23 protein-coding genes are annotated in these 25,822 nt (G+C 67.4%); 10 read left to right on the plus strand and 13 right to left on the minus strand.

Annotated features, from left to right (window positions below; all coding sequences use genetic code 11):
• Positions 1 to 173 precede the first annotated feature (173 nt).
• The gene (locus FS787_RS08930) at positions 174 to 1,544 is read left to right on the plus strand and encodes an MFS transporter (RefSeq protein WP_144672099.1); all 1,371 of its coding nucleotides are present in this window, start codon (positions 174 to 176) and stop codon (positions 1,542 to 1,544) included.
• On the opposite strand, the gene FS787_RS08935 is transcribed toward FS787_RS08930, so the two are convergent.
• The 5 genes from FS787_RS08935 to FS787_RS08955 all read right to left on the minus strand — a co-directional run bounded on the left by FS787_RS08935 (position 1,541) and on the right by FS787_RS08955 (position 7,890).
• The gene (locus FS787_RS08935; RefSeq protein ID WP_144672100.1) at positions 1,541 to 3,871 is read right to left on the minus strand and encodes a glycoside hydrolase family 65 protein; all 2,331 of its coding nucleotides are present in this window, start codon (positions 3,869 to 3,871) and stop codon (positions 1,541 to 1,543) included. The two genes, FS787_RS08930 and FS787_RS08935, sit on opposite strands and share 4 nt — an antisense overlap.
• A 93-nt stretch (positions 3,872 to 3,964) precedes the next feature.
• On the minus strand, positions 3,965 to 4,702 hold the full coding sequence (locus tag FS787_RS08940; protein WP_144672101.1) for an HAD family phosphatase: 738 nt from the start codon (positions 4,700 to 4,702) through the stop codon (positions 3,965 to 3,967).
• Between the two features lie 147 nt (positions 4,703 to 4,849).
• Positions 4,850 to 5,884 carry a LacI family DNA-binding transcriptional regulator gene (locus tag FS787_RS08945; RefSeq protein WP_144672102.1) on the minus strand — a complete coding sequence of 345 codons (1,035 nt, stop codon included), beginning with the start codon at positions 5,882 to 5,884 and terminating at the stop codon, positions 4,850 to 4,852.
• Between the two features lie 149 nt (positions 5,885 to 6,033).
• Positions 6,034 to 6,660, minus strand: a complete 627-nt coding sequence (locus FS787_RS08950) for an alpha/beta hydrolase (protein ID WP_144672103.1) — start codon at positions 6,658 to 6,660, stop codon at positions 6,034 to 6,036.
• A 9-nt stretch (positions 6,661 to 6,669) separates the two neighbouring features.
• Positions 6,670 to 7,890, minus strand: a complete 1,221-nt coding sequence (locus FS787_RS08955) for a beta-ketoacyl synthase (protein WP_144672104.1) — start codon at positions 7,888 to 7,890, stop codon at positions 6,670 to 6,672.
• Positions 7,891 to 8,340: 450 nt separating this feature from the next.
• On the opposite strand from FS787_RS08955, the gene FS787_RS08960 reads away from it, so the two are divergent.
• From FS787_RS08960 to FS787_RS08990, 7 genes are all read left to right on the plus strand, one after another.
• On the plus strand, positions 8,341 to 8,604 hold the full coding sequence (locus FS787_RS08960) for a DUF6458 family protein (protein ID WP_144672105.1): 264 nt from the start codon (positions 8,341 to 8,343) through the stop codon (positions 8,602 to 8,604).
• A gap of 567 nt (positions 8,605 to 9,171) precedes the next feature.
• The gene (locus FS787_RS08965) at positions 9,172 to 9,975 is read left to right on the plus strand and encodes a DeoR/GlpR family DNA-binding transcription regulator (RefSeq protein ID WP_144672106.1); all 804 of its coding nucleotides are present in this window, start codon (positions 9,172 to 9,174) and stop codon (positions 9,973 to 9,975) included.
• Positions 9,972 to 10,958, plus strand: coding sequence for a 1-phosphofructokinase family hexose kinase (locus tag FS787_RS08970; protein ID WP_144672107.1), 987 nt, complete (start codon positions 9,972 to 9,974; stop codon positions 10,956 to 10,958). Before FS787_RS08965 ends, FS787_RS08970 begins: the two co-directional genes overlap by 4 nt.
• A 2-nt stretch (positions 10,959 to 10,960) precedes the next feature.
• On the plus strand, positions 10,961 to 13,021 hold the full coding sequence (locus tag FS787_RS08975) for a fructose-specific PTS transporter subunit EIIC (RefSeq protein WP_144672108.1): 2,061 nt from the start codon (positions 10,961 to 10,963) through the stop codon (positions 13,019 to 13,021).
• A 57-nt stretch (positions 13,022 to 13,078) separates the two neighbouring features.
• Positions 13,079 to 13,357, plus strand: a complete 279-nt coding sequence (locus FS787_RS08980) for an HPr family phosphocarrier protein (RefSeq protein ID WP_056428072.1) — start codon at positions 13,079 to 13,081, stop codon at positions 13,355 to 13,357.
• A gap of 221 nt (positions 13,358 to 13,578) precedes the next feature.
• Complete coding sequence (locus tag FS787_RS08985; RefSeq protein ID WP_144672109.1) at positions 13,579 to 14,079, plus strand: SRPBCC family protein; 501 nt, start codon at positions 13,579 to 13,581, stop codon at positions 14,077 to 14,079.
• Between the two features lie 2 nt (positions 14,080 to 14,081).
• The gene (locus FS787_RS08990) at positions 14,082 to 14,369 is read left to right on the plus strand and encodes a Rho termination factor N-terminal domain-containing protein (RefSeq protein WP_144672110.1); all 288 of its coding nucleotides are present in this window, start codon (positions 14,082 to 14,084) and stop codon (positions 14,367 to 14,369) included.
• Between the two features lie 32 nt (positions 14,370 to 14,401).
• Here the strand turns inward: FS787_RS08990 and FS787_RS08995 are convergent, their stop codons facing one another.
• Positions 14,402 to 15,424 carry a Ku protein gene (locus FS787_RS08995; RefSeq protein WP_144672111.1) on the minus strand — a complete coding sequence of 341 codons (1,023 nt, stop codon included), beginning with the start codon at positions 15,422 to 15,424 and terminating at the stop codon, positions 14,402 to 14,404.
• Between the two features lie 97 nt (positions 15,425 to 15,521).
• Here FS787_RS08995 and FS787_RS09000 point away from each other — a divergent pair, with 97 nt between their 5' ends.
• Positions 15,522 to 17,999, plus strand: coding sequence for an ATP-dependent DNA ligase (locus tag FS787_RS09000; RefSeq protein ID WP_144672492.1), 2,478 nt, complete (start codon positions 15,522 to 15,524; stop codon positions 17,997 to 17,999).
• Between the two features lie 130 nt (positions 18,000 to 18,129).
• Here the strand turns inward: FS787_RS09000 and FS787_RS09005 are convergent, their stop codons facing one another.
• The gene (locus tag FS787_RS09005) at positions 18,130 to 18,387 is read right to left on the minus strand and encodes a hypothetical protein (protein ID WP_144672112.1); all 258 of its coding nucleotides are present in this window, start codon (positions 18,385 to 18,387) and stop codon (positions 18,130 to 18,132) included.
• 96 nt (positions 18,388 to 18,483) lie between these two features.
• On the minus strand, positions 18,484 to 18,714 hold the full coding sequence (locus FS787_RS09010; protein ID WP_144672113.1) for a hypothetical protein: 231 nt from the start codon (positions 18,712 to 18,714) through the stop codon (positions 18,484 to 18,486).
• Positions 18,715 to 19,175: 461 nt separating this feature from the next.
• On the opposite strand from FS787_RS09010, the gene FS787_RS09015 reads away from it, so the two are divergent.
• Entirely contained in the window at positions 19,176 to 20,780 is a 1,605-nt protein-coding gene (locus FS787_RS09015; protein WP_144672114.1) for an MFS transporter, read from the plus strand.
• 154 nt (positions 20,781 to 20,934) lie between these two features.
• Here the strand turns inward: FS787_RS09015 and FS787_RS09020 are convergent, their stop codons facing one another.
• The 5 genes from FS787_RS09020 to FS787_RS09040 all read right to left on the minus strand — a co-directional run bounded on the left by FS787_RS09020 (position 20,935) and on the right by FS787_RS09040 (position 25,814).
• Positions 20,935 to 22,266 (minus strand): cytosine permease, encoded by a 1,332-nt coding sequence (locus FS787_RS09020; RefSeq protein ID WP_144672115.1) that lies wholly within the window; start codon positions 22,264 to 22,266, stop codon positions 20,935 to 20,937.
• 93 nt (positions 22,267 to 22,359) lie between these two features.
• The gene (locus FS787_RS09025) at positions 22,360 to 23,319 is read right to left on the minus strand and encodes a biotin-dependent carboxyltransferase family protein (protein WP_144672116.1); all 960 of its coding nucleotides are present in this window, start codon (positions 23,317 to 23,319) and stop codon (positions 22,360 to 22,362) included.
• Positions 23,309 to 24,220 carry an allophanate hydrolase subunit 1 gene (locus FS787_RS09030; RefSeq protein WP_144672117.1) on the minus strand — a complete coding sequence of 304 codons (912 nt, stop codon included), beginning with the start codon at positions 24,218 to 24,220 and terminating at the stop codon, positions 23,309 to 23,311. The genes FS787_RS09025 and FS787_RS09030 overlap by 11 nt, the downstream gene beginning before the upstream one ends.
• Entirely contained in the window at positions 24,217 to 25,572 is a 1,356-nt protein-coding gene (locus tag FS787_RS09035; protein WP_144672118.1) for an acetyl/propionyl/methylcrotonyl-CoA carboxylase subunit alpha, read from the minus strand. Before FS787_RS09035 ends, FS787_RS09030 begins: the two co-directional genes overlap by 4 nt.
• The gene (locus FS787_RS09040; RefSeq protein ID WP_144672119.1) at positions 25,569 to 25,814 is read right to left on the minus strand and encodes an acetyl-CoA carboxylase; all 246 of its coding nucleotides are present in this window, start codon (positions 25,812 to 25,814) and stop codon (positions 25,569 to 25,571) included. The genes FS787_RS09035 and FS787_RS09040 overlap by 4 nt, the downstream gene beginning before the upstream one ends.
• Between the last annotated feature and the right edge of the window lie 8 nt (positions 25,815 to 25,822).

Below are 25,822 nucleotides of genomic sequence, written 5' to 3' on the forward strand. Positions count from 1 at the left end.
GTTGCGGCAGTCCGGCCCTCCGGGCCCGGTACGTCGGAACGGGCTGCCCCGATGAGGCCACCCGTCCCACTAGGCGGCAACCCCGGCACCTGTCCTGCTATTCCATCCCTCTCCGGGGACGGCCTGCGGCCGCCGGGCTGGGACGCGTCCGGACCCGCCCCTAGACTGGAACCATGCGCTCACTGAGGGCCCTCCGCCCGTTCGTGCACCGGGAATACCGTGTGCTGATAGCGGCCTTGGCCATCTCCATTTTCGGCTCCGGGATGTGGGCCGTGGCGATGGTCTATGAGGTGATCCAGCTGGGCGGTGGTCCGCTGGAGCTCTCCCTCGTGGCGGCCGCGGGCAGCGTGGGCCTCGTCGCTTTTCTGCTCGCGGGCGGCATCGCGGCGGACCGGTTGCCGCAGCGGCTCCTGATCATTGCGGTGGAGGGCGCCAACCTTGCCGTGATCGCCAGCATCAGCGGGCTGGCCATGCTGGGCTGGCTGCAGCTCTGGCATATGGCGCTGGGAGCGTTTGTGCTGGGAGTCGGGGCCGCGTTCTTCTTCCCGGCCTACTCCGCGATCCTCCCCCGGATCCTGCCGCCGGAGGACCTGCTCGCGGCCAACGGCATGGAGGGAACCATGCGGCCCATCCTGCAGCAGGCCGCCGGACCGGCCGTTGCGGGCATCCTGGTGGCCACTCTCTCCCCCGCGCACGCCGTGACGGGGGTGGCGGCCTGCCATCTGCTGGCGTTCTGCATCCTCAACCTGCTCCGGCGCGAATCCCTCCCGGGGACGGAAAGCCTGACCGCGGAGGGCGGCACTGAGGGTGGCGCTGATCCCGGCCCGCCCGCCAGGACGTCGGTACTGCACGACCTTCGCGAAGGCGTCAGCTACACCGTCCGGACCCCCTGGCTGCTGTGGACCCTGCTGTGGGCCTGCATCTCCGTGCTGTTCCTGATCGGACCCATTGAGGTGCTGCTGCCGTTCGTGGTCCGCGACCAGCTCGGCGGCGACGCGCGTATGTTCGGGTTCCTGCTCGCCGTCATGGGCATCGGAGGCGCCGCAGCCTCGTTGGCCACGGCCTCGTTCCCGCTGCCGCGCCGCTACCTCACGGTGATGATGGTGGGCTGGGGCGCCGGCACCCTGCCGCTCGCCGCCGTCGGCATCATGGACAGCTTCTGGGCGCTGGCGGCCGCCCTGTTTATCTTCGGCGCCACCGGCGGCATGGGCATGGTCATCTGGGGCACCCTGCTGCAGCGCCGGGTCCCGCCGCACCTGCTGGGCCGTGTCTCAAGCCTGGATTTCTTTGTCTCGCTGGCCTTGATGCCGGTCTCCATGGCCCTCGCCGGTCCCGCCGCGGAGGTGCTCCCGGTGGGGCTCATCTTCCTGGTCGCCGGGACCGTGTGCCCGGTCATGGCCGTCGTCGCCATGGTCGCCGCGCGGATGCGGGCCGATGAACAGGCCCACCCCCTGGAGGACGGCCGCGAGAGCATCGCTGCCGGCGGGAGCCCCGGCGGCACCGGGTCCGAGTCCGGCGAACGGTCCGGGAACCGCCGCGCTTAGACCGCCGCGCGCACGATCGGGATGGACGCCGTCGGAAGTCCGCTCGGGAAGATCGTAGGCTCCGGCGCCGCGACCGGTGCCAGCGGGACCCGGACCGTGTCGCCGTCGACCGTGAACAGTTCGCCGCGCACGTCGACGTCGAGCGGTGCGCCCTCGCGCACGGTCAGGCTGATGGCACCCTGTTCCAGCTCGAGCTTCAGCAGCCGGCCCTGGATCTTCAGGTGGAAGGACAGCCCGTCCCAGTCGGCGGGCAGCCGCGGGTCGAAGTACGGCACCGCGCCCTGGTCCCGCAGGCCCGCGAAGCCGCTGACCAGCGAACTCCAGACCCCGCCGGTGGAGGCGATGTGCACACCGTCGATCGTGTTGCCGTGTGTGTCGTCGAGGTCGATGAACAAGGCGTGGGTGAAGTGGTTCAGCGCGGCCTCGCCGTAGCCCACCTCGGCCGCCATGATGCCCTGCACGCAGGCGGAGAGGGTCGAATCGCCGGTGGTGATCGGATCGTAGAAGTCGAAGGCGCGGCGCTTTTCCTCGGCGGAGAAGTCCTGCCACTGCAGGAACATGGCCAGCACGCTGTCCGCCTGCTTGAGGACCTGGTGCCGGTAGATCACCAGCGGGTGGAAGTGCAGCAGCAGCGGGTACTTGGACCGCGGCGTACTCCAGTCCCACGGTTCCAGCGTCATGAAGTCGTTGTCCTGCGAGTGCACCTGGAGGTCCCCGTCGTAGGGCAGCTGCATCCGGTTGGCGGCCTGCTCCCAGAACTCGCGTTCGGCGTCATCGATCTCCGGGTGCTCCAGCGCCGCCGCGGCGCGCAGATTAAACCGCGCCATAACGTTGGTGTACAGGTTGTCATTGACGACGGCGGTGTACTCGTCCGGGCCGGTGACGCCGTGGATGTGGAAGAGACCGTCCTTTCCGAAGAAGCCCAGGGACGCCCACATCCGGGCGGTCTCGATCAGCAGCTCGGCGCCGAGGGTTTCCCGGAACGCCTGGTCGCCGCTGGCCCAGATGTAGCGGTTCGTGGCAAAAGCGATCGCGGCGGCGATGTGGAACTGGGCCGTGCCGGCGGCGTAGTAGGCGCTGGCCTCGAGCCCGTTGATGGTGCGCCAGGGGAAGAGGGCGCCGTCCACGCTGAGCTCCTTGGCGCGGATCTTGGCCTCGGGCAGCATGTCGTGGCGGAACTCGAGGACCTGGCGGGCGTTGCCCGGGCTGGTGTACGTCAGGTACGGCATCAGGTACACCTCCTGGTCCCAGAAGTAGTGCCCGTCATAGCCTGAGCCACTGACCCCCTTGGCCGGGATGCCGGCGACGTCGGCGCAGGCCGTAGCCTGGGCCAGCTGGAAGAGGTTCCAGCGGACGCCCTGCTGGAGTTCGGTCTGCCCGGCGAGGACGATGTCGCTGGTGGTCCAGTAGTCGCGGTAGTGCGCGGCGCTTTCAGCGAAGATGTCCGCGAGCGGTTTGAGGCCGGCTTCGGCGTCGTCGGCCAGGTCCGCAGATGCCTGCCCGACGGCGTAGCTGACGCTCTTCTCCAGCACGAACGGTTCGTCGGCGCCGACGGCCAGGACGTAGCGGACGCTGCTGTCGTCCTCGTGCACCTGGGTGTCGAAGGGCTGCACGCCGGCGTTGGTCCAGTGGTCCACGGCCAGGCCGATGCGCTGTTTGGATTCGGCCGTCTCCCAGGACAGGCGCAGCGAGCCGTCGCCGCCGTCGAGCCGGACCGGAAGCAGCACCCGCCCGGCGTGCCGGCCGGCACGGCGCGGGTCATGGGCCGAATGGTCCTCCACCGGCTGGTCCTGGCGGTTGATGACCGAGGAGGTCACGTCAGCGGAGACGTCCCGGTCCGCGGCGAGTTCCAGCGAGATGCCGAGGGAACCGCGGGACTCGTAACCGACGGCCCGGCGTTCGGTGGTGGTCACGGTGGCACCGGAGCGGCACTGCCAGGTGATCCGGCATTCGTAGACGCCGGTGGCAAAATCGACGCTCCGCCGGTAATCCAGCACCGTTGATTCGTCCAGGCTCAGGCTTTCGCCGTCGACGATCACGGTGAAGTTGTTGGCGTCCGGGATGTAGAGGATCCGCTGGCCGGTGCGGGCGAAGCCGTAGGCGTTTTCCGCGTGCTTGATGTCCCAGGTTTCGTGGAAGCCGTTGATGAAGCTGCCCGGCAGCTCGGCGTCTGCGGCCGCCCAGTGGGCGCCGCGGATGCCGAGGTGCCCGTTGCCCAGGCTGAAGAGCGTCTCCAGCGTGCCGGCGTTGCCGGGGAGGTGGACGGTCTCCACCAGCTGCCAGGGATCGTTGGGGAACCGTGCGCGGTCCGAGGTGATGAGGGCCATAGTGGGGGCTTTCCTTGTGGGCGGTGAACGTGCTGGGTGAAAGTGCTTGTACTGATCGTGTGCTCTGCGGGCCCGGCCGGGCTGGTGGGGCGGCTAGAGGAGCTCGTCGAGGTCGTTGACCACGAGGGTGGCTCCGGCGGCCAGCAGGGTCTGCCGGCCGGCGCCGCGGTCCACGCCGATCACCGAGTGGAAGCTTCCCGCACTGCCGGCCTGGACGCCGGAGACGGCGTCCTCGACCACAACGCACTCCTGGCTGGGCAGGCCCAGCAGCCGGGCGGCGTACTGGTAGGTCGCCGGGCTGGGCTTGCCGGGCAGTCCCTCGGCCACGGCGACGACGCCGTCGACCACCACCGGGAAATAGTCCGAGAGGCCGGCGGCCTTGAGCACGGCCGGGGCGTTGCGGGAGGAGGAGACGACGGCGAGCTTGAGTCCGCGGGCCAGCGCGGCGTCGATGAACCGCACGGAGCCTTCGTAGGGCTTAACGCCGCCAGCCTCGACAATGTCGTTGAAGACCTTGTTCTTGCGGTTGCCCAGGCCGTGGACCGTGTTGTGCGCCGGGTCGTCGTCCAGCGGGCCCTCGGGCAGCACGATGTTGCGGGAGGCCAGGAAGTCGCGGACGCCGTCGAAGCGCGGTTTTCCGTCGATGTGGTCGAAGTAGTCGCTTTCGCGGTAGCCGGGCGCCTCGGGGACGGTCTTGAGGAACCCGTCGAAGAGTTCCTGCCAGGCCCGTTCGTGCACGATCGCGGTGGGCGTCAGGACGCCGTCGAGGTCAAAGAGGATGGCGGAGGCGCTGGTCCAGCTCGATGGGGTGCTGTTGGAAATCTCAGTCATGGTCGATGGTCCTTTCAGACGGCGGTATCTAAATCGGCGGGCGGGTGTCCCGTTTGTGGCGGGCGCACCGGTGCGGGTTCTGGAAACTTTTGGACGGCGGCAACATGCGGACGGCGGGCCGGGCTGGCGGATGGTGGAGGGCGCCGGTCAGCGCCGGCGTCGGGTGCTCCTGCGCTCTATCAGCTTGGTCTCCAGGACGTGGCTGGAGGGCGGATTCGGGAGCCCCGAGCGGTGGAGCCGGTCAATCAGCAGGTTGGCCGCGAAGGCGCCCTGATCGGCCACCGGCTGGGAGATGGTGCTCAGCCCCAGGAAGCAGCTCATCTGATGATCGTCTATTCCTATGATGGACACGTTCCTGGGTGCAGACAAACCGAGGTCCCTCAAGGCCATGAGAGCGCCGAAGGCCGTTTCGTCGCAACCGGCGAGGATCGCGGAGGGCATCCGGCGGTTTTCGATCAGCTCGATCATCGCCCGCCGGCCACCATCGATGCTGGACCCGGCGTCGAGTACCAGGTCCGGATCGACCGTCAGGTGCTGTGCGTCGAGCGCCTGTTCGAAGCCCCGCAGCCGCTCGCTGGCGGTGATGAGGGAGGGCTCACCGGTTTCGCTGCCGGAGAGCATGGCCACGTCCCAGTGGCCCAGTCCCAGCAGGTGTTCGGTGGCGGCGCGGGCGGCTGCGGCGTTGTCGATCCCGACGTTGTCCCACGGCACACCGTGCATGCCCACACTGGCCACGGCCAGCCCCGAGCCGGCGAGGTCAGCCAGTTCGGCTTCGCTGAGGGCGATATTGAGGAGCAGGACGCCGTCGACACGTTGGGACAGCTTAGCCAGGTCGCCGAAGAGTTTGCGGTGCACACTGGGCCGGTTCCGGAGGCTGATCAAGACGGTGTCGTAGCCACCGCCGGCGAACACTTCCTCTGCCGCTTCGACGGCCTCCGCGAAGAACCATGCGCTGGCGGTGGGCGCGATGATGGCAATCGAACCGGTGCTGCCGCCGGCCAGCCGGGAGGCTGCCGGGGAGGCCTTGTAGCCGAGTTTCGCGGCGGCGTCGCTGACCTTGGTCTGTGCGGCGACGGACACGTTCGGAAGGTTGCGGAGGGCCCGGGAGACGGTGCAGATGGAGAGTCCGGAGAGTGCGGCGACGTCCTGGATGGTGGCGCGCGGAGCTTTGGCCTGCAGCACGGGCTCAGCCCTTTCTTCCCCCTGAAGTAGTGGGCCGGAATCATGGCCAAGGTCGAGTGTAAACGCTTACAAAATTGGCGCGCAAGTGGATAAACGAAGAAAAAGGACGTTTGGCCCTTCCGCACCGGTCCGCCGCTGGCTTGTTAGGGTCAACTGTCCTGGCGCAGCACGTAGTGGCGAAGGAACGCGCTGACGTCCACCAGTTCGGCCGCCGAGATGGAGTGCCCCATTCCCGGGTAGGTCCGCGCCGTGAGCCGGGTGTGCTCATGGAGCCACTCCTCGGTGTGTGCCGTGGCGGCGTCGTTGATCACCACGTCATCCCGGTCCCGGCCCCAGAAGAACGGCGGGCGCGACTCGAACGATTCGCTCATCGCCAGGAGTTCGTTTTCCAGGACAAAGCCGGAGAGGCCGACGACGGCCCGGAACTGCGCCGGCCGCAGCCGCAGCAGAGTGCTGGCCATGGCCATGCCCTGCGAGTAGCCGAACAGGCTGACGCTGCTGTGCTGGGCCTTGACGGATTCGATCCAGCTGAAGACCGCGTTGGTGGAGGAGATGACATCGGCGAAGTCGTGGGTCAGGAAGTAGTCAAGCAGGAACCAGCCGTGGCCGTCCCCGATCACTTTGGGCCCGCGCAGAGCGGCGCAGGTGAACGCGGGCGGCAGGGAGTCGAACAGCTTCGCCATCCGGGACTCGTCCCTGCCGTAGCCGTGCATCATTACCAGCAGCGGCGTGCCGGGGCGTTCGTGTTCCGGCTTGGACCAGACGACTGTCTCCATCGGACCAGCCTAGCTTTCGGTGATCACCAGCGCGGTGCTGTGCCCGCCGAAGCCGAAGGCGTTGGCAACACCCGCTCTCGCGGGGTTATCCGTCACTGTGGTCCGCAGGAGGTTGAGGTCGATCCCGGCGTCGGGCTCGTCAAGGTTGCTGGTGCCCGGGACCGCCCCGGTCTTCAAGGCCTGGATCATCACGACGGCGCCGAGCGCCCCGGCGCCGCCGAGGAGGTGCCCGGTGAGGGATTTGGTCGACGTGACGGGAACCTGGCTCCCGAGTACGGCCTTGATGGCTTCCGCTTCCAGCCGGTCACCCACGGGGGTGGACGTGGCGTGGGCGTGGACCAGGCCAATGTCCCCGGCGCCAAGTCCGGCCGCCGCGATCGCCTTTTCCATGACCCGGCGCTGCATGGCGGGATCAGCAGCGACGATGTCGACGGCGTCGGACGTCACCGCGGTTCCGGCCACGACGCCGAGGATGTCGGCCCCGCGGGCCCGTGCGTGGTCCTCGCGTTCCAGGACCAGGATTGCTGCGCCTTCGGCCAGCACGAATCCGTCCCGGTCCGTATCGAAGGGCCGCGACGCAGATTGCGGGTCGCCGTTGCGGGTGGACAGCGCCCGGATCTGCGCGAACCCGCTGACGATCAGGCCATTGATGCAGGAATCCACGCCGCCGGCGATCACAACGTCCGCCGCGCCCGCCCGGATCATGTCGGCCGCCTGGGAGATGGCTTCCGCCCCGGAGGCGCAGGCGCTCACCGGGGTCCTGGCGCCGCCCTTGGCACCGACCTCCATGGACACCCAGGCCGCCGGCGCGTTGACCATGATCCGGGTGAGGGTGTGCGGGGATACCCTGCGCGGGCCGCTGGCATCCAGCGTCCGGGTCTGCTCCAGGGTGGTGTCCAGGCCGCCGTAGCCGGAACCGATCACCACGGCCAGCCGCTCCGGGTCGGCCTCGGGACGGCCGGCCTGAGCCCACGCTTCCCGGGCCGCGATCAGCGCCAGATGCCCGCAGCGGTCCATCCTCTTGTATTCGGGGGTAGTGAGCTGCGACGCGACGTCAACGTCCACCCGGCCGGCCATGCGGACAGGGAGGCCCTGCGCCCAGTCGTCCTCCAGCGCCGTGATTCCGGAACGCCCGGCCAGCAGCGCAGCCCAGGTCTCGGACGCAGTCCCGCCCACGGGGGTGACGGCACCCAGTCCGGTGACAACGACTCTGGGAGAAACTTCAGGCATGGGCACCGGTATTCTGTGAGGCCCTTCGGGCGACCCGCAGGGAATGCAGGGTCGGCGGAGCGCGCGGGGCGTGGGCGGGGCGTGGGCGGGGCGTGAGGCGTGTGGGCGGGGTCGGGCAGGGCGTGGGCGGGGCGTGCTTGCGGGCAGGGATGGCTTGCGGGCGCGCTGCAGGGGCAGGGGCTGCCGCGGCGCACCTTTTAAGAGTACGGGGCTCCGGCGCCCGGGGCCGCTTCGGAGTCGCGACTGTGAATCCGCTACGAAAACGGACACCCGCACCCCGGATCCGCGCCGCGGCTGTCCAAAACCGCAGCGGAAGTGACTTTGACGTGCGAAAACTAACCGGAGTGGCGCAGCTCAGATCGTTGAAACTACACACACCTGGCTGTAGCGTGACGGTGGACAGCATGCTTAGCAATACCTATCCGTCCCACCGGACACAAGGAGCAAGTCATGAGAATCGGTTCCTCCATCTTCCTCATCGCCCTGGGTGCCATCCTGGCCTGGGCCATCGCCCCCGGTCTGATCCCCAACGTGGACCAGACCATGATCGGCTACATCCTGATGGTGGTGGGCGTGATCGGCCTGATCGCATCCCTGATCCTGGCCTCCCCGGGACGCAGCCGCACCCGCCGGGTCAGTGAAACCCGCTCCGTCGTGGACCCCAACACCGGCGAGACCATCACCCGGAACGAGAGCCGCGACGCCGGCATCTAATCCCGGGCCGCAGTAAACCCCCCCGAACAAACCCGACGCCGGGCCGGACCTCCAGGAGGTCGGGCCCGGCGTCTGCCGTGTGCCCACTCCCCGGCGCGAAAACTGGACATGTCCCCCGGTCCACAAACCCCCGGGATGGGCATACCCCACGCCCGCGGCCCCGGCTGGACATAGTCCCCATATGCCCACTCCACGGCGCGAAAACTGCACATACCCCCGGCCCGGGAACCCCAGGATGGGCATGCCCCACGCCCGCGGCCCCGGCTGGACATAGTGCCCATATGCCCACTCCACGGCGCAAAGACTGAACATGTCCCCCGGTCCGCGAACCCACAGGATGGACATGCCCCACGCCTGCGGCCCCGGCTGGACATAGTCCCCATATGCCCACTCCACGGCGCGAAGACTGGACATGTCCCCTCAGAGCCAAGACAAACTTTCTGCGTTCATGTTGTTTTTCATTGACAAACCAACAGATTCAAAGATAAAGTCAATCAACTCCACTAGCTGTGATGGGTATCACGGAAGTGGCAGGAAGACCCGCAGTACTGACACAAGGGAGAGCCAGTGTTCGCCGAGGAACGCCAACAACTGATTGTTGGGCTCATCACTGCCAGTGGCCGCGCCAGCGTCACGGACCTCGCCGAGCGCTTCAGCATCACCACCGAGACGGTCCGCCGGGACCTCGCCGCCCTCGAAGCCGCCGGCAGTGTGCGCCGGGTCCACGGCGGCGCGGTGTCCCCGGACCGCTTCAGCACCAACGAGGAGAGCATCCTCGTCCGGACCGACCAGCGGCAGCCGGAAAAGATCCGGATCGCCGAGGCCGCCCTGGCGCTCATCCCGCAGGACGGCACCGGCAGCGTCCTGATCGACGCCGGATCCACCACCGAGTCCCTCGCGGAACTCCTGGCCGCCCGGACAGCAGCAACCACCGCCATCTCGGGACCCGCCGCGGAACTCGTGGTCATCACCCACTCCCTGCCCATCGCGGCCAGGTTGTCCGGGGAACCCGGCATCGCCCTGCACCTGCTGGGCGGGAAGGTCCGCGGACTGACCCAGGCCGCCGTCGGCCAGTCCACCGTCGAAGCCGCCCGCCGGATCCGCCCGGACATCGCCTTTATCGGCACCAACGGCATCCACGCAGCCTTCGGGCTGAGCACTCCCGATCCTGAAGAAGCCGCTGTCAAGGCTGCCTTCGTCCAATCAGCACGCCGCATAGTGGTGTTGGCTGATGCCTCCAAGCTGGACACCGAAACCCTGGTCCAGTTCGCCTCGTTGAAAGATCTGGACACCTTGATCACTGACACGAAACCCAGCCCGGACCTGGCCGACGCCCTCGCGGACGCCGGAGTGGAGGTGGTGGTCGCATGATCGTCACCCTGACCGCCAACCCGAGCCTGGACCGCACCGTGGCTTTGCCCGGTCCCCTGCTCCGCGGCGAAGTCCAGCGGGCCGTCTCCGTCCGGCAGGAATCCGGCGGCAAGGGAGTCAACGTCTCCCGCGCCCTGGTCGCCTCCGGCATGACAACGGTCGCAGTGCTCCCCGGAGCCGAAGCGGACCCCGTCCTCGCCGGGCTCCGGGCCGGCGACGTCCCCTTCGCCGCCCTCCCGATCGGCGAGCCGCTGCGCAGCAACGTGGCGCTCACCGAGCCCGGCGGTGTCACCACCAAAGTCAACGAACCCGGCCCGGTTCTCAGCGCGGACCAGCAGGAGGCCCTGATCGGGCTGCTGCTGGACCGCTCCCGCGGCGCCAGCTGGGTTGTCCTGGCCGGATCGCTCCCACCCGGGGTCCCGGCCGACTTCTACGCCACCGTCACCCGGCGGCTGCGCTCCATGGATCACGGCAACGAGGCTCCCCTCATCGCCGTCGATTCCTCCGGCGAACCGCTCGCCGCCGCGATCTCCGGCGATGCGCTGGGGAAACCGGATCTCCTCAAACCCAACGCCGAGGAACTGGTGGAACTGGCCGCCGCAGCCGGATTCGCCACCAACAAGTCCGCCGAGGAACTCGAAGCGGATCCGGAGGCTGCCGCGGTGGCCGCCGCCGCCGTCGTGCGTTCCGGGGTGGGTGCCGTGCTGGCAACGCTCGGGTCCAAGGGTGCGGTGCTTGTGACGGCCGACGGCGCGTGGCTGGCCACGCATCCGCCGGTCACTGCGGTGAGCACGGTAGGCGCCGGCGATTCCTCGCTGGCCGGCTACCTGCTCGCCTCCGGCCAGGGCGCCGCCCCGGCCGATTGCCTCCGTCAGGCGGTGGCCCACGGTGCCGCCGCCGCTTCCCTGCCGGGCTCCACAGTTCCGGCAGTCCACCAAACCACCCCCGATGCCGTAACCATCACGGCCCTCCGGAAGGATTGACAGTGACTCAGCTCATTACTACCGAACTGGTCGAGCTCGACCAGAACTTGGGCAGCTCGCCCGAGGACGTGATCCGGCACCTGGCAGGCAAAGTTGCAGCCAACGGCCGCGCCACGGAAGTCGAAGGCCTCTTCGCCGACGCCTTCGCCCGTGAATCCAAGACCGCCACCGGCGTCCCGGGCGGCATCGCCATCCCGCACTGCCGCTCGACGGCGGTCACCGAACCGACGCTCGTCATGGCCCGGCTCTCCCAGCCCGTGGACTTTGGCGCCAAGGACGGTCCCGCGGACCTGATCTTCTTCATCGCAGCCCCCGAAGGCGCGGACCAGGAGCACCTCAAGCTGCTCTCCAAGCTGGCCCGCTCCTTGATCAAAAAGGACTTCACCGCCGCCCTGCGCGCCGCCGGCTCGGAGGCCGAAGTGGTGGAGCTCGTGGAAGGCGCCCTCGCGGACAAGCCGGCAGCAGCGGCTGCGGCCCCTGCGGCAGCCGCCGCCACCGGAGCCACCGCTGCCGGAGCCGCCGCCGACGCAAGCACCGAGACGGCCCGCCCCAAGCGCCTCGTCGCCGTGACCGCCTGCCCCACCGGCATCGCCCACACCTACATGGCCGCCGATTCGCTGGTGGCCGCCGCCAAGGAAGCCGGCGTCGACCTGCAGGTCGAGACGCAGGGTTCCTCCGGCGCCAAGGCCCTTGACCCGGCCGTCATCGCGGCCGCCGACGCCGTGATCTTCGCCGTGGACGTGGACGTGCGCGGCAAGGAGCGCTTCGCCGGCATGCCGGTCATCAACGCCCCGGTCAAGCGCGGCATCGACGAGCCGGACAAGATGGTCCAGGAGGCCCTCGCCGCCGCAGACAACCCCCACGCCCGCCGCGTCCCGCACTTTGGTGAGGACCAGGCCCAGCAGGAGGCCGAGGAAAAGGGCGAGCACTTCGGCACCAGGCTGAAGAAGGCGCTGCTCACGGGCGTCAGCTACATGATCCCGTTCGTGGCAGGCGGCGGTCTGCTGATCGCCCTCGGCTTCCTGTTGGGCGGCTACGACATCACCGCCTACGCGGACAAAATCCTGACAGAGAACACGCTCACCAATCTGCCCACCGAGTACCCGGAACTGGCCTGGGGCCCCTTGGGCGCATTCCTGGGTGCCGTGATGTTCAAGATCGGCGCCCTGTCGCTCGGCTTCCTCGTCCCGGCGCTGTCCGGCTACATCGCTTTCGCCCTGGCTGACCGGCCGGGCATCGCCCCCGGCTTCGTCACCGGTGCCGTTGCAGGGTTCATGGGCGCAGGCTTCCTCGGCGGCATCGTCGGCGGCCTGCTGGCAGGCTACACGGCACATGCCATCGGCCAGATCAGCGTCCCCCGCTGGCTGCGCGGCCTGATGCCGGTAGTTATCATTCCGCTGGTGGCATCCCTCGTAGCGTCCGGCCTGATGTTCCTGGTCCTGGGCGGCCCGATCGCCGCACTCACCGTGGGCCTCAACGACTGGCTGAACAGCCTCACCGGCGCCAGCGCAATCGCCCTCGGCGTCATCCTCGGCCTGATGATGTGCTTCGACCTCGGCGGACCGGTCAACAAGGTTGCCTACGCCTTCGCCGTCGCCGGCCTCGGCGCAGCAACCATCGACAACCAGGCCCCGTGGCAGATCATGGCGGCCGTGATGGCCGCAGGCATGGTCCCGCCGCTGGCTATGGCCCTCGCCTCCACCGTGCTGAACAAGAAGCTCTTCAGCCTCGCGGAACAGGAGAACGGCAAGGCCGCCTGGCTGCTGGGAGCCTCGTTCATCTCCGAAGGCGCCATCCCGTTCGCCGCCGCAGACCCGCTCCGCGTCATCCCGGCCAGCATGCTCGGCGGCGCCGTGACGGGCGCCATCTCCATGGCAGCCGGGGTGGGATCGAAGGCCCCGCACGGCGGAATCTTCGTCTTCTTCGCGATCGACAACTTCCTGATGTTCGTCGTCGCCATCGCAGCCGGAACCGTCGTCACGGCCTTCGCAATCATCGGGCTCAAGCGCTACGCAGTCAAGAAGCCGGTTGATACGGTGGAACAGGTTCCCGTAGCCGCCTGAGCCGTCCAGAAAAACCTTCCTGGCTGATATTCCCCAAGCTGAAACCAAGGAGCAGAAATGACCGAACGTAACGCCACCATTGCCAGCCGCGTCGGGCTGCACGCCCGCCCGGCCGCCATCTTTGCCGAGGCTGCAGGCGAGTTCGATCTCGAAATCACCATTGCCCGCCTGGGCGAACCCGTTGACGAGGCCATGGACGCCGCAAGCATCCTGTCCCTCATGAGCCTGGGCGCGTCCCACGGCGAAGTTGTGGTGCTGCGCGCCGAGGGCGACGGCGCCGACGCCGCCCTGGAGCGCCTGGTCCAGATCCTCGAAACGGACCACGACGCCGAATAGCGTCACCGCCCGGCATTGCTGCCGCCGGCTCCGAGGCCCGGCCGAACCCTGAACGGGGGGCGGCCGGGCTTCTGCGTTCCGGCACCGTTCCGGCGCTCCCCGGAGTTCCTCAGCAAACTTAGTAACTGCTTGTCACGGCCCTGCCGCGCGGCTAGTTTGGAATCCGCGGCACCATCACCCGTGGCCTGCCGCAGGACCCGTTCCCGGCCGAAGGAGAAACCGTGGCAACCGTGCAGCACAGCATTGAAGTCGACGTTCCCGTGTCCACCGCGTACAACCAGTGGACCCAGTTCGAGACCTTCCCCGAGTTTATGAAGGGGGTCGAAGCCGTCGAACAGGTCGACGAGACCTCCCTCCAGTTCCGCACCGAGATTGCCGGGGTCCGGCGCGAATACCTCGCCCAGATCACCGAGCAGACGCCCGACCGGAAGATCGCCTGGGTCAGCACGGACAAACCCCGCAACGCCGGGACCGTGACGTTCGAATCCCTCGGCGCGGAGCGCGCCCGGGTCAACGTGGAACTTGAGTGGGAGCCCGAGGGGCTCGTGGAAAAGGCCGGCTCGGCTGTCGGCGCGGACAGCCGCCAGGTTACCGCGGACCTCGGCCGCTTCAAGGAGTTCATCGAATCCCGCGGCGTCGAAACCGGCGAATGGCGGTCCTCGGTGGCCCGGGGCGAAGTGGACGACACCACCGTCGGCACCGACCACCAGCTCCCGAGGTAGTCATGCCCACGAAAAAGAACGCCCCACGGGGCGCCGACAGCCCCAGCATCAAGGATCCGGAACTCTACGAAGAGCTGCTGGAGGACGGTGCCTCGAAGCAGAAGGCAGCCCGCATCTCCAACGCCGCCGCCAAAAAGGGCAGGTCGGCCGTGGGCCGCAAGGGCGGGAAGGCCGGGGACTACGAGGACTGGACCGTCCCCCAATTAAAGGCACGCGCCAAGGAGATCGGCCTCAAGGGCTACTCGGCGAAGAAGAAAAGCGAGCTCATTTCCGCGCTCAGGAACTCCTGATCCCGGTGGCCGCCGGCCGGGCCGACCCCCGCTCAGGCCTCCTTGCGCGCCGCCCCCTCGGCAGTCTTCGCGGCGGCAGCCTTCGGGGCTGCCTTCGTGCCGGCGGTTTTCGCGGCGGTTTTCGCGGTGGTTTTCGTGCCGGCTTTGGGAGCGGCCCGGGACGCCGTCTTGGGCGCGGCCTTGGCCGCCGTCTTCGCGGCAGGCCTGGCGGCGGATTTGGCAGTGGGCTTCGCGGTGGACTTGGCGGAGTCCGCCCCGGACGCGCCTCCCCCGCGTTTCTTCTCCAGGCTCCGCTTGAGCGCCTCCATCAGATCGATCACCTCGCCGCTCCCGGCCTCGGCCGCCGGGACGCCGAAGGTCTCCTCGGTGTCCAGGGACTCCCCCTTCTCCAGCTTCGCCTCGATGAGCTGGCGCAGCTGCAGCTGGTAGTCGTCGGTGAACTGGTCCGGCTCGAAGTCCGCCGCCATCGAGTCGACCAGCGCCGCGGACATTTGACGTTCCTGCGCGGAGATACGGATGGATGTTTCGAGCGACGGGAAGCTGGCCTCCCGCACCTCGTCGGCCCAGAGCAGCGACTGCAGGACCAGGACGTCGCCGCGGATCCGCAGGGCCCCCAGCCGCGTCTTGTCCCGCAATGCGAACTGGACTATGGCCACCCGGTCGGTGTCCTCCAGCGCGCGGCGCAGCAGGACGTAGGCCTTGGGCGACTTGGAGTCGGGCTCAAGGTAGTAGCTCTTCTCGAACATCATCGGGTCCAGTTGCTCGGCCGGCACGAACTGCACCACATCGATCTCGTGGCTGTTCTCGGCCGGGATGGACTTCAGCTCCTCGCGGCTGAGGACCACCGTCCGCCCGTCGTCCTCGTAGGCCTTGTCGATGTCCTCGTAGTCCACGATCTTGCTGCAGACCTCGCAGCGGCGCTGGTACCGGATCCGTCCGCCGTCGGCGTTATGGACCTGGTGGAGGCTGATGTCGTGGTCTTCGGTGGCGCTGTAAACCTTGACGGGCACGTTGACCAGCCCGAACGCTATCGCGCCTTTCCAGATGGCTCTCATGGATCAAGTGAACATCACAGTCGCAGGCAGGTGAAGCCCTTTGGCTGAAACCACGCCGGCCGGAGGCCGGGAGCGTGTCCGGGTTGCCGGCCGCGAAATGGTTGTCACCAACCTGGACAAGGTCATGTATCCGGAGACGGGCACCACCAAGGCCGACGTCCTGGCCTATTACGCGGCGGTGGCGCCGGTCCTGATTCCGGCTGCGGCGAACCGCCCGGCCACCCGGAAACGCTGGGTGCACGGCGTCGGGACTGCCGACGCCCCCGGCGAGATGTTCTTCCAGAAGAACCTGGACCATTCGACGCCGGGATGGGTGCCGCGGGCGTCCATCACCCACAAGGACCGCACCATCCAGTACCCGCTGGTCAACGACCCGGCCACCCTGGCCTGGCTCGCCCAAATCGCGGCACTTGAGATCCACGTCCCGCAGTGGCGCGTGGATTCCCACGGCAACCAAATGCCTCCGGACCGGCTGGTGCTGGATCTGGATCCCGGCGAAGGGGCCGGGCTGGCCGAATGCGTCGAGGTGGCGAAGCTCGCCCGCACCATCCTGCAGGACGTGGGCCTGGAGCCCGTACCCGTGACCAGCGGGAGCAAGGGCATCCACCTGTACGCCGCACTCGACGGCACACAGAGCTCCGAGCAGATCTCCGAATTCGCCCACGAACTGGCACGCTCGCTGGAGGCCGATCACCCCGAGCTCGCCGTGAGTGACATGAAGAAGACGCTGCGCACCGGCAAGGTCCTGGTGGACTGGAGCCAGAACAGCGCCGCCAAGACCACGATCGTGCCCTATTCCCTGCGGGGCCGGCTCCGGCCCACGGTGGCGGCGCCCCGGACCTGGCGCGAACTCAGCTCGCCGTCGCTGCACCAGCTCGACTACCAGGAGGTCCTGCAGCGGGTGAAGGACGGCAAGGACCCCTTCGCCGCCATTTCGGGTGGGAAACGAACCGGGCACGAGCCGGCGCAACGCTCCCAGGACCAACGCCCGGATGGGCCCGGCGACGGCGGTGGCACCGACCCGCGGCTGGAGACGTACCGCGCCAAGCGGGACGCGGCGTCCACCCCGGAGCCCTTCACGGCCGAGCGGCACCGTGCAGGCACCGAGGGAACGGGACCCGGGGACGGCACGCTCCGGGAGAGGTTCGTTATCCAGGAACACCACGCCAGCCGGCTGCACTTCGACCTCCGTCTGGAGCGCGACGGCGTGCTGGTGTCCTGGGCGCTGCCCAAGGGTGTCCCCACGTCCAAGACGAAGAACCATCTTGCGGTCCAGACCGAGGACCATCCGCTGGACTACCTGGACTTCGAAGGCACTATCCCCAAAGGCCAGTACGGCGCCGGGACCATGAGCATCTGGGATCACGGGTACTACGAGGTGGAGAAGTGGGTGGCGGGCAAGGAGGTCATTGCCACCCTCACCGGCCAGGACGACGGAGGGCTGGGCGGCGCCCGCAGGTTCGCCCTGATCCACACCGGCCGGGGCGACGACCAGTGGCTCATCCACCTGATGGACCCCCTCGCCGCGAAGGACGCGAAGAAGGGGCAGGCCGCCCCGCCGCCGGACGACGAAGCGGCTGCCTCCACAGACCAGGTCGACGATCGCGCCACCCTGGTCCCGGAGGACTTCCAGCCGATGCTCGCCAGCGCCGGGACCATTTCCGACCTCCCGGACAAGGACTGGCAGTTTGAGCTCAAGTGGGACGGAGTACGGGCCCTGATTATCGGGGATGCGACGAGGATCCGGTTGATCAGCCGCAACGGGAACGACATGTCCGCCTCGTATCCGGAGCTGACGGACCGCGCCTGCTGGCCGGCGCAGGATTTCATCGCCGACGGCGAGATCATCGCCGTCGGACCGTCGGGGCGGCCCGACTTCGGGCTGCTGCAGGGGCGGATGAAGCTCACGCGGGCCGCCGACGTCGCGAAGGCGCGGGCGTCGACGCCGGTGCGGCTGCTGCTGTTCGACCTCCTCGCCGAACACGGCAAGGACCTCCGCCGTCTGCCGCTCAGCAAGCGCCGGGTCCGGCTGGAAGCGTTCTTCACCCCCTCCGGCTGCCCGGTGGAGCTCTCCGGGCTGATCGACGGCGATATCCGGCACATCCTCGAGAGTGCCGAGGAACTGGGACTCGAGGGTGTGATGGCCAAGCGCACGGACGGCCGGTACGTCGGGCAGCGCAGCAGGTCCTGGCTCAAGCTCAAGTTCGAACGCACCCAGGAGGTGGTGGTCGGCGGCTGGCGGCCGGGCAAGGGCGAGCGCGGGCAGTCCGTGGGCTCGCTCCTGCTGGGGATCCCGGACGGATCCAGGCTGCGCTACGTCGGACGGGTGGGCAGCGGCTTCAGCGCCCGCGAACTAGTGGAACTGCGCCGGCAGCTCGATGCGCTGCCGCGGAAGACCCCGCCGTTCAGCGACGTGCCGGCAACCGACGCCGCGGACGCTCACTGGGTGAGCCCCAAGCTGGTCGGTGAGGTGACCTACGGCGAATGGACCGGCAGCGGCAAACTCCGGCACCCGGTCTGGCGCGGATGGCGGCTGGACAAAAAACCGGAGGACGTGGTGGTGGAGGAAGGCTGAGAGTAACGAAAAGCCCGGGCCAACCGATAACAGTTGGCCCGGGCAGATGCCGCCGGAAAAAATGCCGCCGGGCTAACGCCACGATCCATGGCGCCGGCTCGTGCCGCCGCCCCGCGACCGCGGACGGCCGTCAGGACGAGTGCGGGGTGTCCGGCGGAGTGATCCGGTGAACCGCGTTGACGGCGGCCCCCTGAGCCAACCGGCCGTGCTTGACGTCGTGTTCCTTGGGGTGGCGGTGCTTGCCGTTGCCGTCCGGCCACTGCTGCCCGCTGGCGGCGGACGGCGGGGCGGGGCGTTTGGTTTCCGGCCCGGGCGCCTCATCCATGGACTCCGCCAGATGACTGGCAACCTCGGGATTGATGTCGTCTCCGAACTGGTGTTCCGCCATTGCTCTTCCTTCCGCTGTCGAATTACGCCGTCGAAATAAGCTGTGAAATGAAGTGTCCAACTATCGTAGGTCGGCCGGCGGGCGATGTCTGTAGGACTACCAGCGGACTTTCTTTTCCGTCGGCCCCTGCTTGCCGCTGACGTGCGTGGGCTTGTGGCTGTGGCCTACGCTTTGGGTGGCGGCGCCGCCCCGCGACTTGCTGGCGAGCATCTCCCTCTGGGCGTCGGTGAGGCGCGACTTAATGCCCTTCCCCTGCCCCTCCTTGGCCTGGGGGCCGTCCCCGTCGGCTCCGCTGTTGCTGCTCTTCTTGGTCTCTTTGCCAGTCATGGGCTGTTCTCCTCGTGCGGCGTTGTGATCGGGGCTGCGCTGGCTTCAACCCTAAGCGCATTCCGGATCCCGTGGGTACCCCCTTTTTTCGTGCTCTGCGGCCCCCGGAGGGTGAGCTCGGAGGGTGAGCTCGGAGGGTGAGCTCTGAGGGTGAACTTTGCGGGTGAACCGGAGGTGCGGTGACGCCGTCCCGGAACACTTGTTCGGGCCTAAAAACCGGCTCCAGCCCGCCCCTCAGGGAAAAATTTTGTGCAGGCCACGGTGGAGGCCGGGGATTCCCAGCATTGGCGCGGCGAAACGGCGGAAAAGAAATCCGACAATCAGCCTCTGATCGGGGCTGAAACACCGGATGATACGGCACGAAACTCGGAAACACCATAGAAATCACGTAAAATCGAAAGCCTGCCCAGAGCGGGGCAGCTACAAGTCGCAAGCAAATGACCTCCATAGGAGCGGCCCAAATGCCCACAGACCGAAGCACGACCGACTCTTCAGCAGGCGTTATGAACGCCCGCGGAACCAACCAAGCCGCACCCCCGGGTGCGAAGAAACCTAAGCTGCGGACGCGGCGTCGGCTCAAAGAGTCCGACGTCAACGTCGTGAACAAGCCGATGCTCAAAAAAGCACTCGGCGGCACCATCGTGGGTAACACCATGGAGTGGTACGACGTCGGCGTGTTCGGCTACCTGATCACCACCATGGGACCGGTGTTCCTGCCCGAGGCGGACAAGAGCGTTCAGACGCTGTTCCTGCTGGGAACGTTCGCCGCCACCTTTATTGCCCGCCCCCTCGGCGGAGTCATCTTCGGCTGGCTCGGCGACAAGGTGGGCCGCCAGAAGGTCCTCGCCTGGACCCTGATGCTGATGGCTGCCAGTACATTCGCCGTCGGCCTGCTGCCCGGCTACGCGCAGATCGGCATGTGGGCTGCTGTCCTGCTGGTTGTGCTCAAGCTCGTCCAGGGATTCTCCACCGGCGGCGAGTACGCCGGTGCCACCACCTTCGTGAGCGAATATTCCCCGGACAAGCGCCGCGGCTTCTTCGCCAGCTTCCTGGACATGGGCAGCTACCTCGGCTTCGCCCTCGGCGCCGCACTGGTGTCCGTGCTCCAGTTGACCCTCGGCCAGAGCGCCATGGAGGAGTGGGGCTGGCGGATCCCGTTCCTGATTGCCGGCCCGCTGGGCCTGATCGCGGTCTACTTCCGCAACAAGATCGAGGAATCCCCGCAGTTCCAGGCCACCCTGGACGCCCAGGAGAACCTCTCCAAGGAGGCTGCGGCCTCCGCTGACGCCGGATCGAAGAGTCCGGTGGGCATCGTGAAGGCCTACTGGCGTTCACTGATTGTCGCCATGATCCTAGTGGCAGCCGCAAACACCGCAGGCTATGCCCTGACGTCCTACATGCCGACGTACCTCACCGAATCCAAGGGCTACGACCCGGTCCACGGCACGCTGCTGACCATCCCCGTGCTGGTCGTCATGAGCCTCTGCATCCCGCTTACGGGCAAGCTGTCGGACCGTATCGGCCGCCGCCCCGTGCTCTGGATCGGCGCGCTCAGCACCGTGGTCCTGGCCACCCCGGCGTTTATGCTGATTGGCATCGGCGAAATCTGGTCCACCCTCCTGGGCCTGGGCATGATCGCCTTCCCGGTGACGTTCTACGTGGCGAACCTTGCCTCGGCCCTGCCGGCGCAGTTCCCGACGGCCAGCCGTTACGGCGCCATGGGCATCGCGTACAACTTCTCCGTTGCCATTTTCGGCGGCACCACGCCGTTCATCGTCGCCGCCCTCATCGGCGCCACCGGCGACGACATGATGCCTGCCTACTACCTGATGGCCACCTCGGCGATCGGTGCAATCGCCATCTACTTCCTGAAGGAATCGGCCAAGCGCCCCCTGCCGGGTTCCATGCCCAGCGTGGACACGCAGGCCGAGGCCAAGGAAATCGTTGCGAACCAGGACGAGAACCCGCTGATCGACCTCGTGGAGATGGACATGCCCTTCACCACGGCCACCGGTCAGGGTACTGATCCGGCGGCGCCGCGGGACACCGAAAAGGTGCCTGTCTAAGCCTGAGCTTGCCCTTCTGGCAGCCCGGTCAGGTTCATCCTGAGCCCGGCCGGCTAACCCAGGCTCTGTAGCAAAAAAGTCCCGCCCGTTGAGGCCTGCCTTGTGTGATTACCCATTGGGGGAACCACACAAGGCAGGCCTTAGGCGTGTCCGGCTACTGCGGTTCGGCGGCCAGGAGTTCGGCATGCTCCTCCGCCGTCAGGTCCTTCTGCCCGTCCATGACCGGAGGCGGGGAGAGCTTGTACGCGGCGTAGTACAAGCCGGCGGCGAGTGCCATGGTGATCAGCGGGGTGAGTTGCGAGACCACGGGCACCGCTGTCTGCTCAGTCAGCAGGATGCCGGTGGCGGAGGCGATCACCCAGGCGATGGCTCCGGCGGTGACTGGCTTGAGCCGGCCCGGCCGGACTTCCGGAAGGTACCGCTCCTCTTTCCAGTTGATGGCAATGTACGTTAGCGCGATCGCCACCCAGGCCGTGACAAAGACGCCTTGCCACGCGAGCGCCTTCAACAGGTAGCTCAGCACGTCCGTGAGCATCAGCAGGTACGCGAGGATGCCGGAGACGATCACCCAGACATACCGTGGCAGGTTGAGGCCGAACGCCCGGTGCACGAAGGCCGAGAGGTTTGTCGACGCGAGGAAGTAGTTGGCCGTGTTGATGCGGGTCTGGGAGATGAAGATGACCAGCACGCCCCAGATTCCCAGCGACGAAATGAAGGCCGTGACCACACCCGTCTCGGAGGCCTCCAGCCCCCAGGCACTCATGATGTAGATGCCGACGAGGCCGTTCAGGCCGAAGGTGAAGGCATAGAACACCCAGCCGAAGGTGACGCTGCCCAGGAATCTCCGGTCCTCGCGCTTGCCCATGCGGGCGTAGTCAAAGGTGTACATCATCATGATGTACACGCCCATGTAGATCAGATAGGACGTCAGCCAGCCGGGCAGGGCGGAGCCGGCCGCGGCCTCGCCGATCCAGGTGGTGGGGACCCCGCGGATGACCGTCGCGGCGATCACCACGGCAATGAGCCCCGCGAAATAGAACGGGAGCAGGAAGCCGTTGAGCCGGTCCAGCCAGTGCTGGACGCCGCCGACCGCCAGTGGAATGGCATAAATCACCACCGCGGCGTACCAGATCAGGATGTCGCCACCAAAGTACTCGTGAAACGCGACGGCGATGATGGAACCTTCAAAGACGGCGTAGTAGATGGCCGTCGCTGCGAAGATCAGGGACGCGAGCGCCGACCCCAGCAGCCCGAACAGGGTGCGGGAGAAGACGCTTACGGTCAGTCCGGTCCGGGCGGCGTAGCGCGACAGCACCAGGTTGATGATCCCGTAGGTGGCGATGGTGAGGACCATACCGATGATGGTGTTGGGCACCCCCACGGCGCCGGCCGAGGCGACGGCCACGTAGATCCAGAACATGGCCGAGAACAGGGCCCACCAGGCCATGGTCAGCGACCATTTGCCGACCCGCTGATCCGCGGGCATTACTAGATTTGAGTACGACAAAGCGACACCTCTGGTGTTGGAATGATGCATGTATTGAACTGGTGGCGGGTGCCACTGGTCTGGGGGCGTTGGTTACCCCCAGATGGAACGGCGGAGGGCCTTTCCTTCCGCACGGGCCGCGACGGCCTCCTCCATGGTCACGGCGACGAACCGCGTCTTGGTGCCCGGTGCGCTGCGGGCAAGCTGGTCCATGTCCGCGCTGATGACGGTTGCGACCATGGCGTAGCCTCCCCCGGACACGGCGTCGCGGTGCAGGACGATGGGTTCGCTGCCTCCGGGGATCTGGATGGAACCCACCGCATAGCCGGCGTCGACAATGTTGGAAGGGTCGGAACCGGCGCCGAAGGGCTGTTCCCGGGCTTTCCATTCGACGGCCGGTCCGCTGTACCGCAGGCCGGTCCGGTCGGCCACCGGGGTGAGCGTCCAGGTCGAATCCAGAAGGGTTGCGAGCCCGGACTCGGTGAGCCGGTGGTCGTAGAGGCCCAGAAGGACCCTGATCTCCGTTTCACCGGGAAATGCCGGGCGCAGCTCCGGCGCGATTCCGGCGAGGACTTCCCCGGAGGCGGTGTCGCCGACCGGGACCTCATCGCCCGCGGCGAGCTTGCGCCCTTGATAGCCGCCAAGGGCGCCGAGGGCATAGGTGGAGCGGCTGCCGAGGACAAGGGGCACGTCGATGCCGCCGCGGACGGCCACGTAATAGCGCGTGCCGCCCTGGAGGAAGCCGAAGGAGACTTCGTCCCCCGCGGCGAGTTCGATGGCTTCCCATTGCGGGGCGGTGGCTCCGTTGACTTTGACCTCCACCGGGGCGCCTCCCACGGCAATGACCGCGGCGGCGGAGGTGCGGAATTTCGGGCCCAGATAGGTGCACTCCAGCACCGCCTCCTCGGCGCTGTTGCCCACCAGGGCATTCACGATTTCCGCGGAGAGCTGGTCCATGGACCCGCCCTGCGGGATTCCCACGTTGTAGTGGCCGAATCGGCCCCGGTCCTGGACCGTCGTCGACAGGCCGGGCTCCAAGATCTCAAGAGTCATTGAGGTTCTCCAATAGCTTCGTGTTGTAGCTCTCGGGATCGTCGAGGGCCTCGGCCAGGTCGAAGGTGACCGGCACCTGCTTGTATACGAAGGTGCCTGCTTCCACCTGGTCCTTGATGCTCTTGTATTCGCCCTCATCGACAGGCCGGAACTTGACGATGTCGCCCGGCTTGAAAAAGACCATGAAGTCCTTGAAGTCGGCCAGGGACTGCGCGGGGTCGAAGATCGGCGCAGCCGCGATGCCGAACATCTGGTAGCCGCCGGCGCCACGGACGGAATAGATGCAGGCGAAGCACCCGCCATGACCGACGGTGAGGGGAGGTGTGTCCGTGCGCGGACTGAGGTACTTCGGCACCTCCAGCTGCTGCTCGCGTGGCACCATCTGGAACATAAACGGCAGACCGGCGACAAACCCGACCATGGAAACCAGCCAGGGGCTGCTGTGGTGGCGCCTGATGAACTCGTCGGCACCGGAAAGGTTATTGACCTCGGCCGCAAAGTCCAGGTCGGTCCCCTCGGGCCGCTGGTGCCCGCTGCGGAAGCGGGCGCCGGTTTCCCGCGTGTACGGATCGTCGTACCAGACCGGAACCTCGATCAGCCGCGTGTTCAGCACCGGGTGGGCGGTGTTGTCCACCTCCACCTCGATCTCCCGTGTGGCTGCCTCCAGCTCCGCGGCGTCCAGCACATCGGGGTCGAAACGGACCAGCAGGGACGCGTTGGCGGGGCAGATTTCCGTCACGCCGGCCAGCGCCCTGTCGCCAAGCCTGGTGGCCATCGAGTTGGACTTGAAGTTCGCGGCCAGGCTCATCGCCTCCGAGATTTCGACGAAAAGGAACTCGTCGCCGCCCCAGGTGTAGCGGGCCGTCCCTTTGAGTGAGCTGGCACTCAGGATATTGCTCATGACAGGTCCCCCAGGATCTCCGGGCAGGTTTCGATGAACTTGGTGTGGTGCTCCACGGACTTCAGTTCCGGCCGGTGCAGCACGGCGCTGAGAAGCGGAATGGTGGTTGACACGCCCTCGATGGTGATTTCGTCGAGGGCGCGGATGGACCGGCCGATGGCCTCCTCCCGGGTTTCGTCCCAGACGATGATTTTCGCCAGCAGCGAGTCGTAGAAGGGCATGACCGAGGAGCCGGCGACGAATCCGGAGTCGATGCGGACGCCAGGACCGCCCGGCCAGTCCAGGCGTTCCAGCAGCCCCGGACTGGGCATGAATCCCTTGGACGGGTCCTCGGCGTTGAGCCGGAATTCGAAGGCATGCCCGCGGAAAAAGACGTCTTCCTGGCGCATCCGCAGCGGCTCCCCGGCAGCTATCAGCAGTTGTTCGCGGACCAGGTCAAGGCCCGTGACCATTTCGGTGACCGGGTGCTCCACCTGGAGACGGGTGTTCATTTCGATAAAGGAGACTTCGTGGTTGACAGCGTCGTACAGGAATTCGACCGTTCCCAGGCCCTTGTAGTGGCACTGCCGGGCGAGCTCCACCGAGGACTCCAGCATGTGCCGGCGGACGTCGTCCGGCAGGTCGGGGGCTGGCGCTTCCTCCAAAATTTTCTGCTGCCGTCGCTGCATGGAGCAGTCCCTGTCCCCGAGATGGACCACGTTGGTGCCGTCGCCGAGGACCTGAACCTCAACGTGGCGGGCGCGTTCCACGAACTTTTCCAGGTAGACGGCGGCACTGCCGAATGCAGCCGCCGCTTCGGCCTGGGCCACCTCGACGGTCGAGGCCAGGTCCTCCGCACGCGTGACCAGCCGGATTCCGCGTCCGCCGCCGCCCGCGGCCGCCTTGACCACCAGGGGGAAGCCGATCTCGGCAGCGATCTCCAGCAGGGCGTCGCCGGTGGGGGCCTCTCCGTGGGTTCCGCGGAGGGTGGGGACGCCCGCCGCTTCGGCGGCCTTCCTGGCCTGCGCCTTGTCCCCCATCAGCTCGATGGCTTCCGGGGACGGGCCCACCCAGATGAGTCCCGCGTCAATGACCGCCCGGGCAAACGCGGCGTTCTCGGACAGGAACCCGTATCCGGGGTGCACGGCGTCGCAGCCGAAGTCGGCTGCCGCTTTCAGGACGGCACCGTGGTCCAGATAGCTTTGGCTGGCCGGTGCGGGGCCGATGACGGCGTATTCGTCCGCGAGGCGCGCCGCCAGCCCGTCGACGTCGGGCTCGCTGGCCACCACCACCGTGTGGATCCCCAGTTCGCGGGCTGTGCGGATAATCCGTACTGCGATCTCCCCCCGGTTGGCGATGAGCAGTTTCTTCATGGTTTTTCCTCTATTACTGCAATCACGTCGCCCGGATTAACGGTGCCTGAATCCGACACCTCAAACTTGACCAGGTTCCCGGAGACTTCGGTCTTGACCTCGCTGAACTGCTTCATGATTTCGACGACGCCGATCGTCTGGCCCGCTTCGACGTGGTCGCCTTCCTGCACATAGGGATCCTTGTCAGGGCCGGGCTTGCGGTAGAACACTCCGGGAAGCGGCGAGGTGACTTGGTGTGACATGGTGTGCC

This window comes from Arthrobacter sp. U41 (genome assembly GCF_007679325.1).
Classification (GTDB): Bacteria; Actinomycetota; Actinomycetes; order Actinomycetales; family Micrococcaceae; genus Arthrobacter.

Coding starts and splice junctions, on each gene's coding strand:
- FS787_RS08930 (WP_144672099.1), top strand. CDS start 174: ATGCGCTCACTGAGGGCCCTCCGCCCGTTCGTGCACCGGGAATACCGT.
- FS787_RS08935 (WP_144672100.1), bottom strand. CDS start 3,871: ATGGCCCTCATCACCTCGGACCGCGCACGGTTCCCCAACGATCCCTGG.
- FS787_RS08940 (WP_144672101.1), bottom strand. CDS start 4,702: ATGACTGAGATTTCCAACAGCACCCCATCGAGCTGGACCAGCGCCTCC.
- FS787_RS08950 (WP_144672103.1), bottom strand. CDS start 6,660: ATGGAGACAGTCGTCTGGTCCAAGCCGGAACACGAACGCCCCGGCACG.
- FS787_RS08955 (WP_144672104.1), bottom strand. CDS start 7,890: ATGCCTGAAGTTTCTCCCAGAGTCGTTGTCACCGGACTGGGTGCCGTC.
- FS787_RS08960 (WP_144672105.1), top strand. CDS start 8,341: ATGAGAATCGGTTCCTCCATCTTCCTCATCGCCCTGGGTGCCATCCTG.
- FS787_RS08970 (WP_144672107.1), top strand. CDS start 9,972: ATGATCGTCACCCTGACCGCCAACCCGAGCCTGGACCGCACCGTGGCT.
- FS787_RS08980 (WP_056428072.1), top strand. CDS start 13,079: ATGACCGAACGTAACGCCACCATTGCCAGCCGCGTCGGGCTGCACGCC.
- FS787_RS08990 (WP_144672110.1), top strand. CDS start 14,082: ATGCCCACGAAAAAGAACGCCCCACGGGGCGCCGACAGCCCCAGCATC.
- FS787_RS08995 (WP_144672111.1), bottom strand. CDS start 15,424: ATGAGAGCCATCTGGAAAGGCGCGATAGCGTTCGGGCTGGTCAACGTG.
- FS787_RS09000 (WP_144672492.1), top strand. CDS start 15,522: ATGGTTGTCACCAACCTGGACAAGGTCATGTATCCGGAGACGGGCACC.
- FS787_RS09005 (WP_144672112.1), bottom strand. CDS start 18,387: ATGGCGGAACACCAGTTCGGAGACGACATCAATCCCGAGGTTGCCAGT.
- FS787_RS09010 (WP_144672113.1), bottom strand. CDS start 18,714: ATGACTGGCAAAGAGACCAAGAAGAGCAGCAACAGCGGAGCCGACGGG.
- FS787_RS09015 (WP_144672114.1), top strand. CDS start 19,176: ATGCCCACAGACCGAAGCACGACCGACTCTTCAGCAGGCGTTATGAAC.
- FS787_RS09020 (WP_144672115.1), bottom strand. CDS start 22,266: ATGCCCGCGGATCAGCGGGTCGGCAAATGGTCGCTGACCATGGCCTGG.
- FS787_RS09025 (WP_144672116.1), bottom strand. CDS start 23,319: ATGACTCTTGAGATCTTGGAGCCCGGCCTGTCGACGACGGTCCAGGAC.
- FS787_RS09030 (WP_144672117.1), bottom strand. CDS start 24,220: ATGAGCAATATCCTGAGTGCCAGCTCACTCAAAGGGACGGCCCGCTAC.
- FS787_RS09035 (WP_144672118.1), bottom strand. CDS start 25,572: ATGAAGAAACTGCTCATCGCCAACCGGGGGGAGATCGCAGTACGGATT.
- FS787_RS09040 (WP_144672119.1), bottom strand. CDS start 25,814: ATGTCACACCAAGTCACCTCGCCGCTTCCCGGAGTGTTCTACCGCAAG.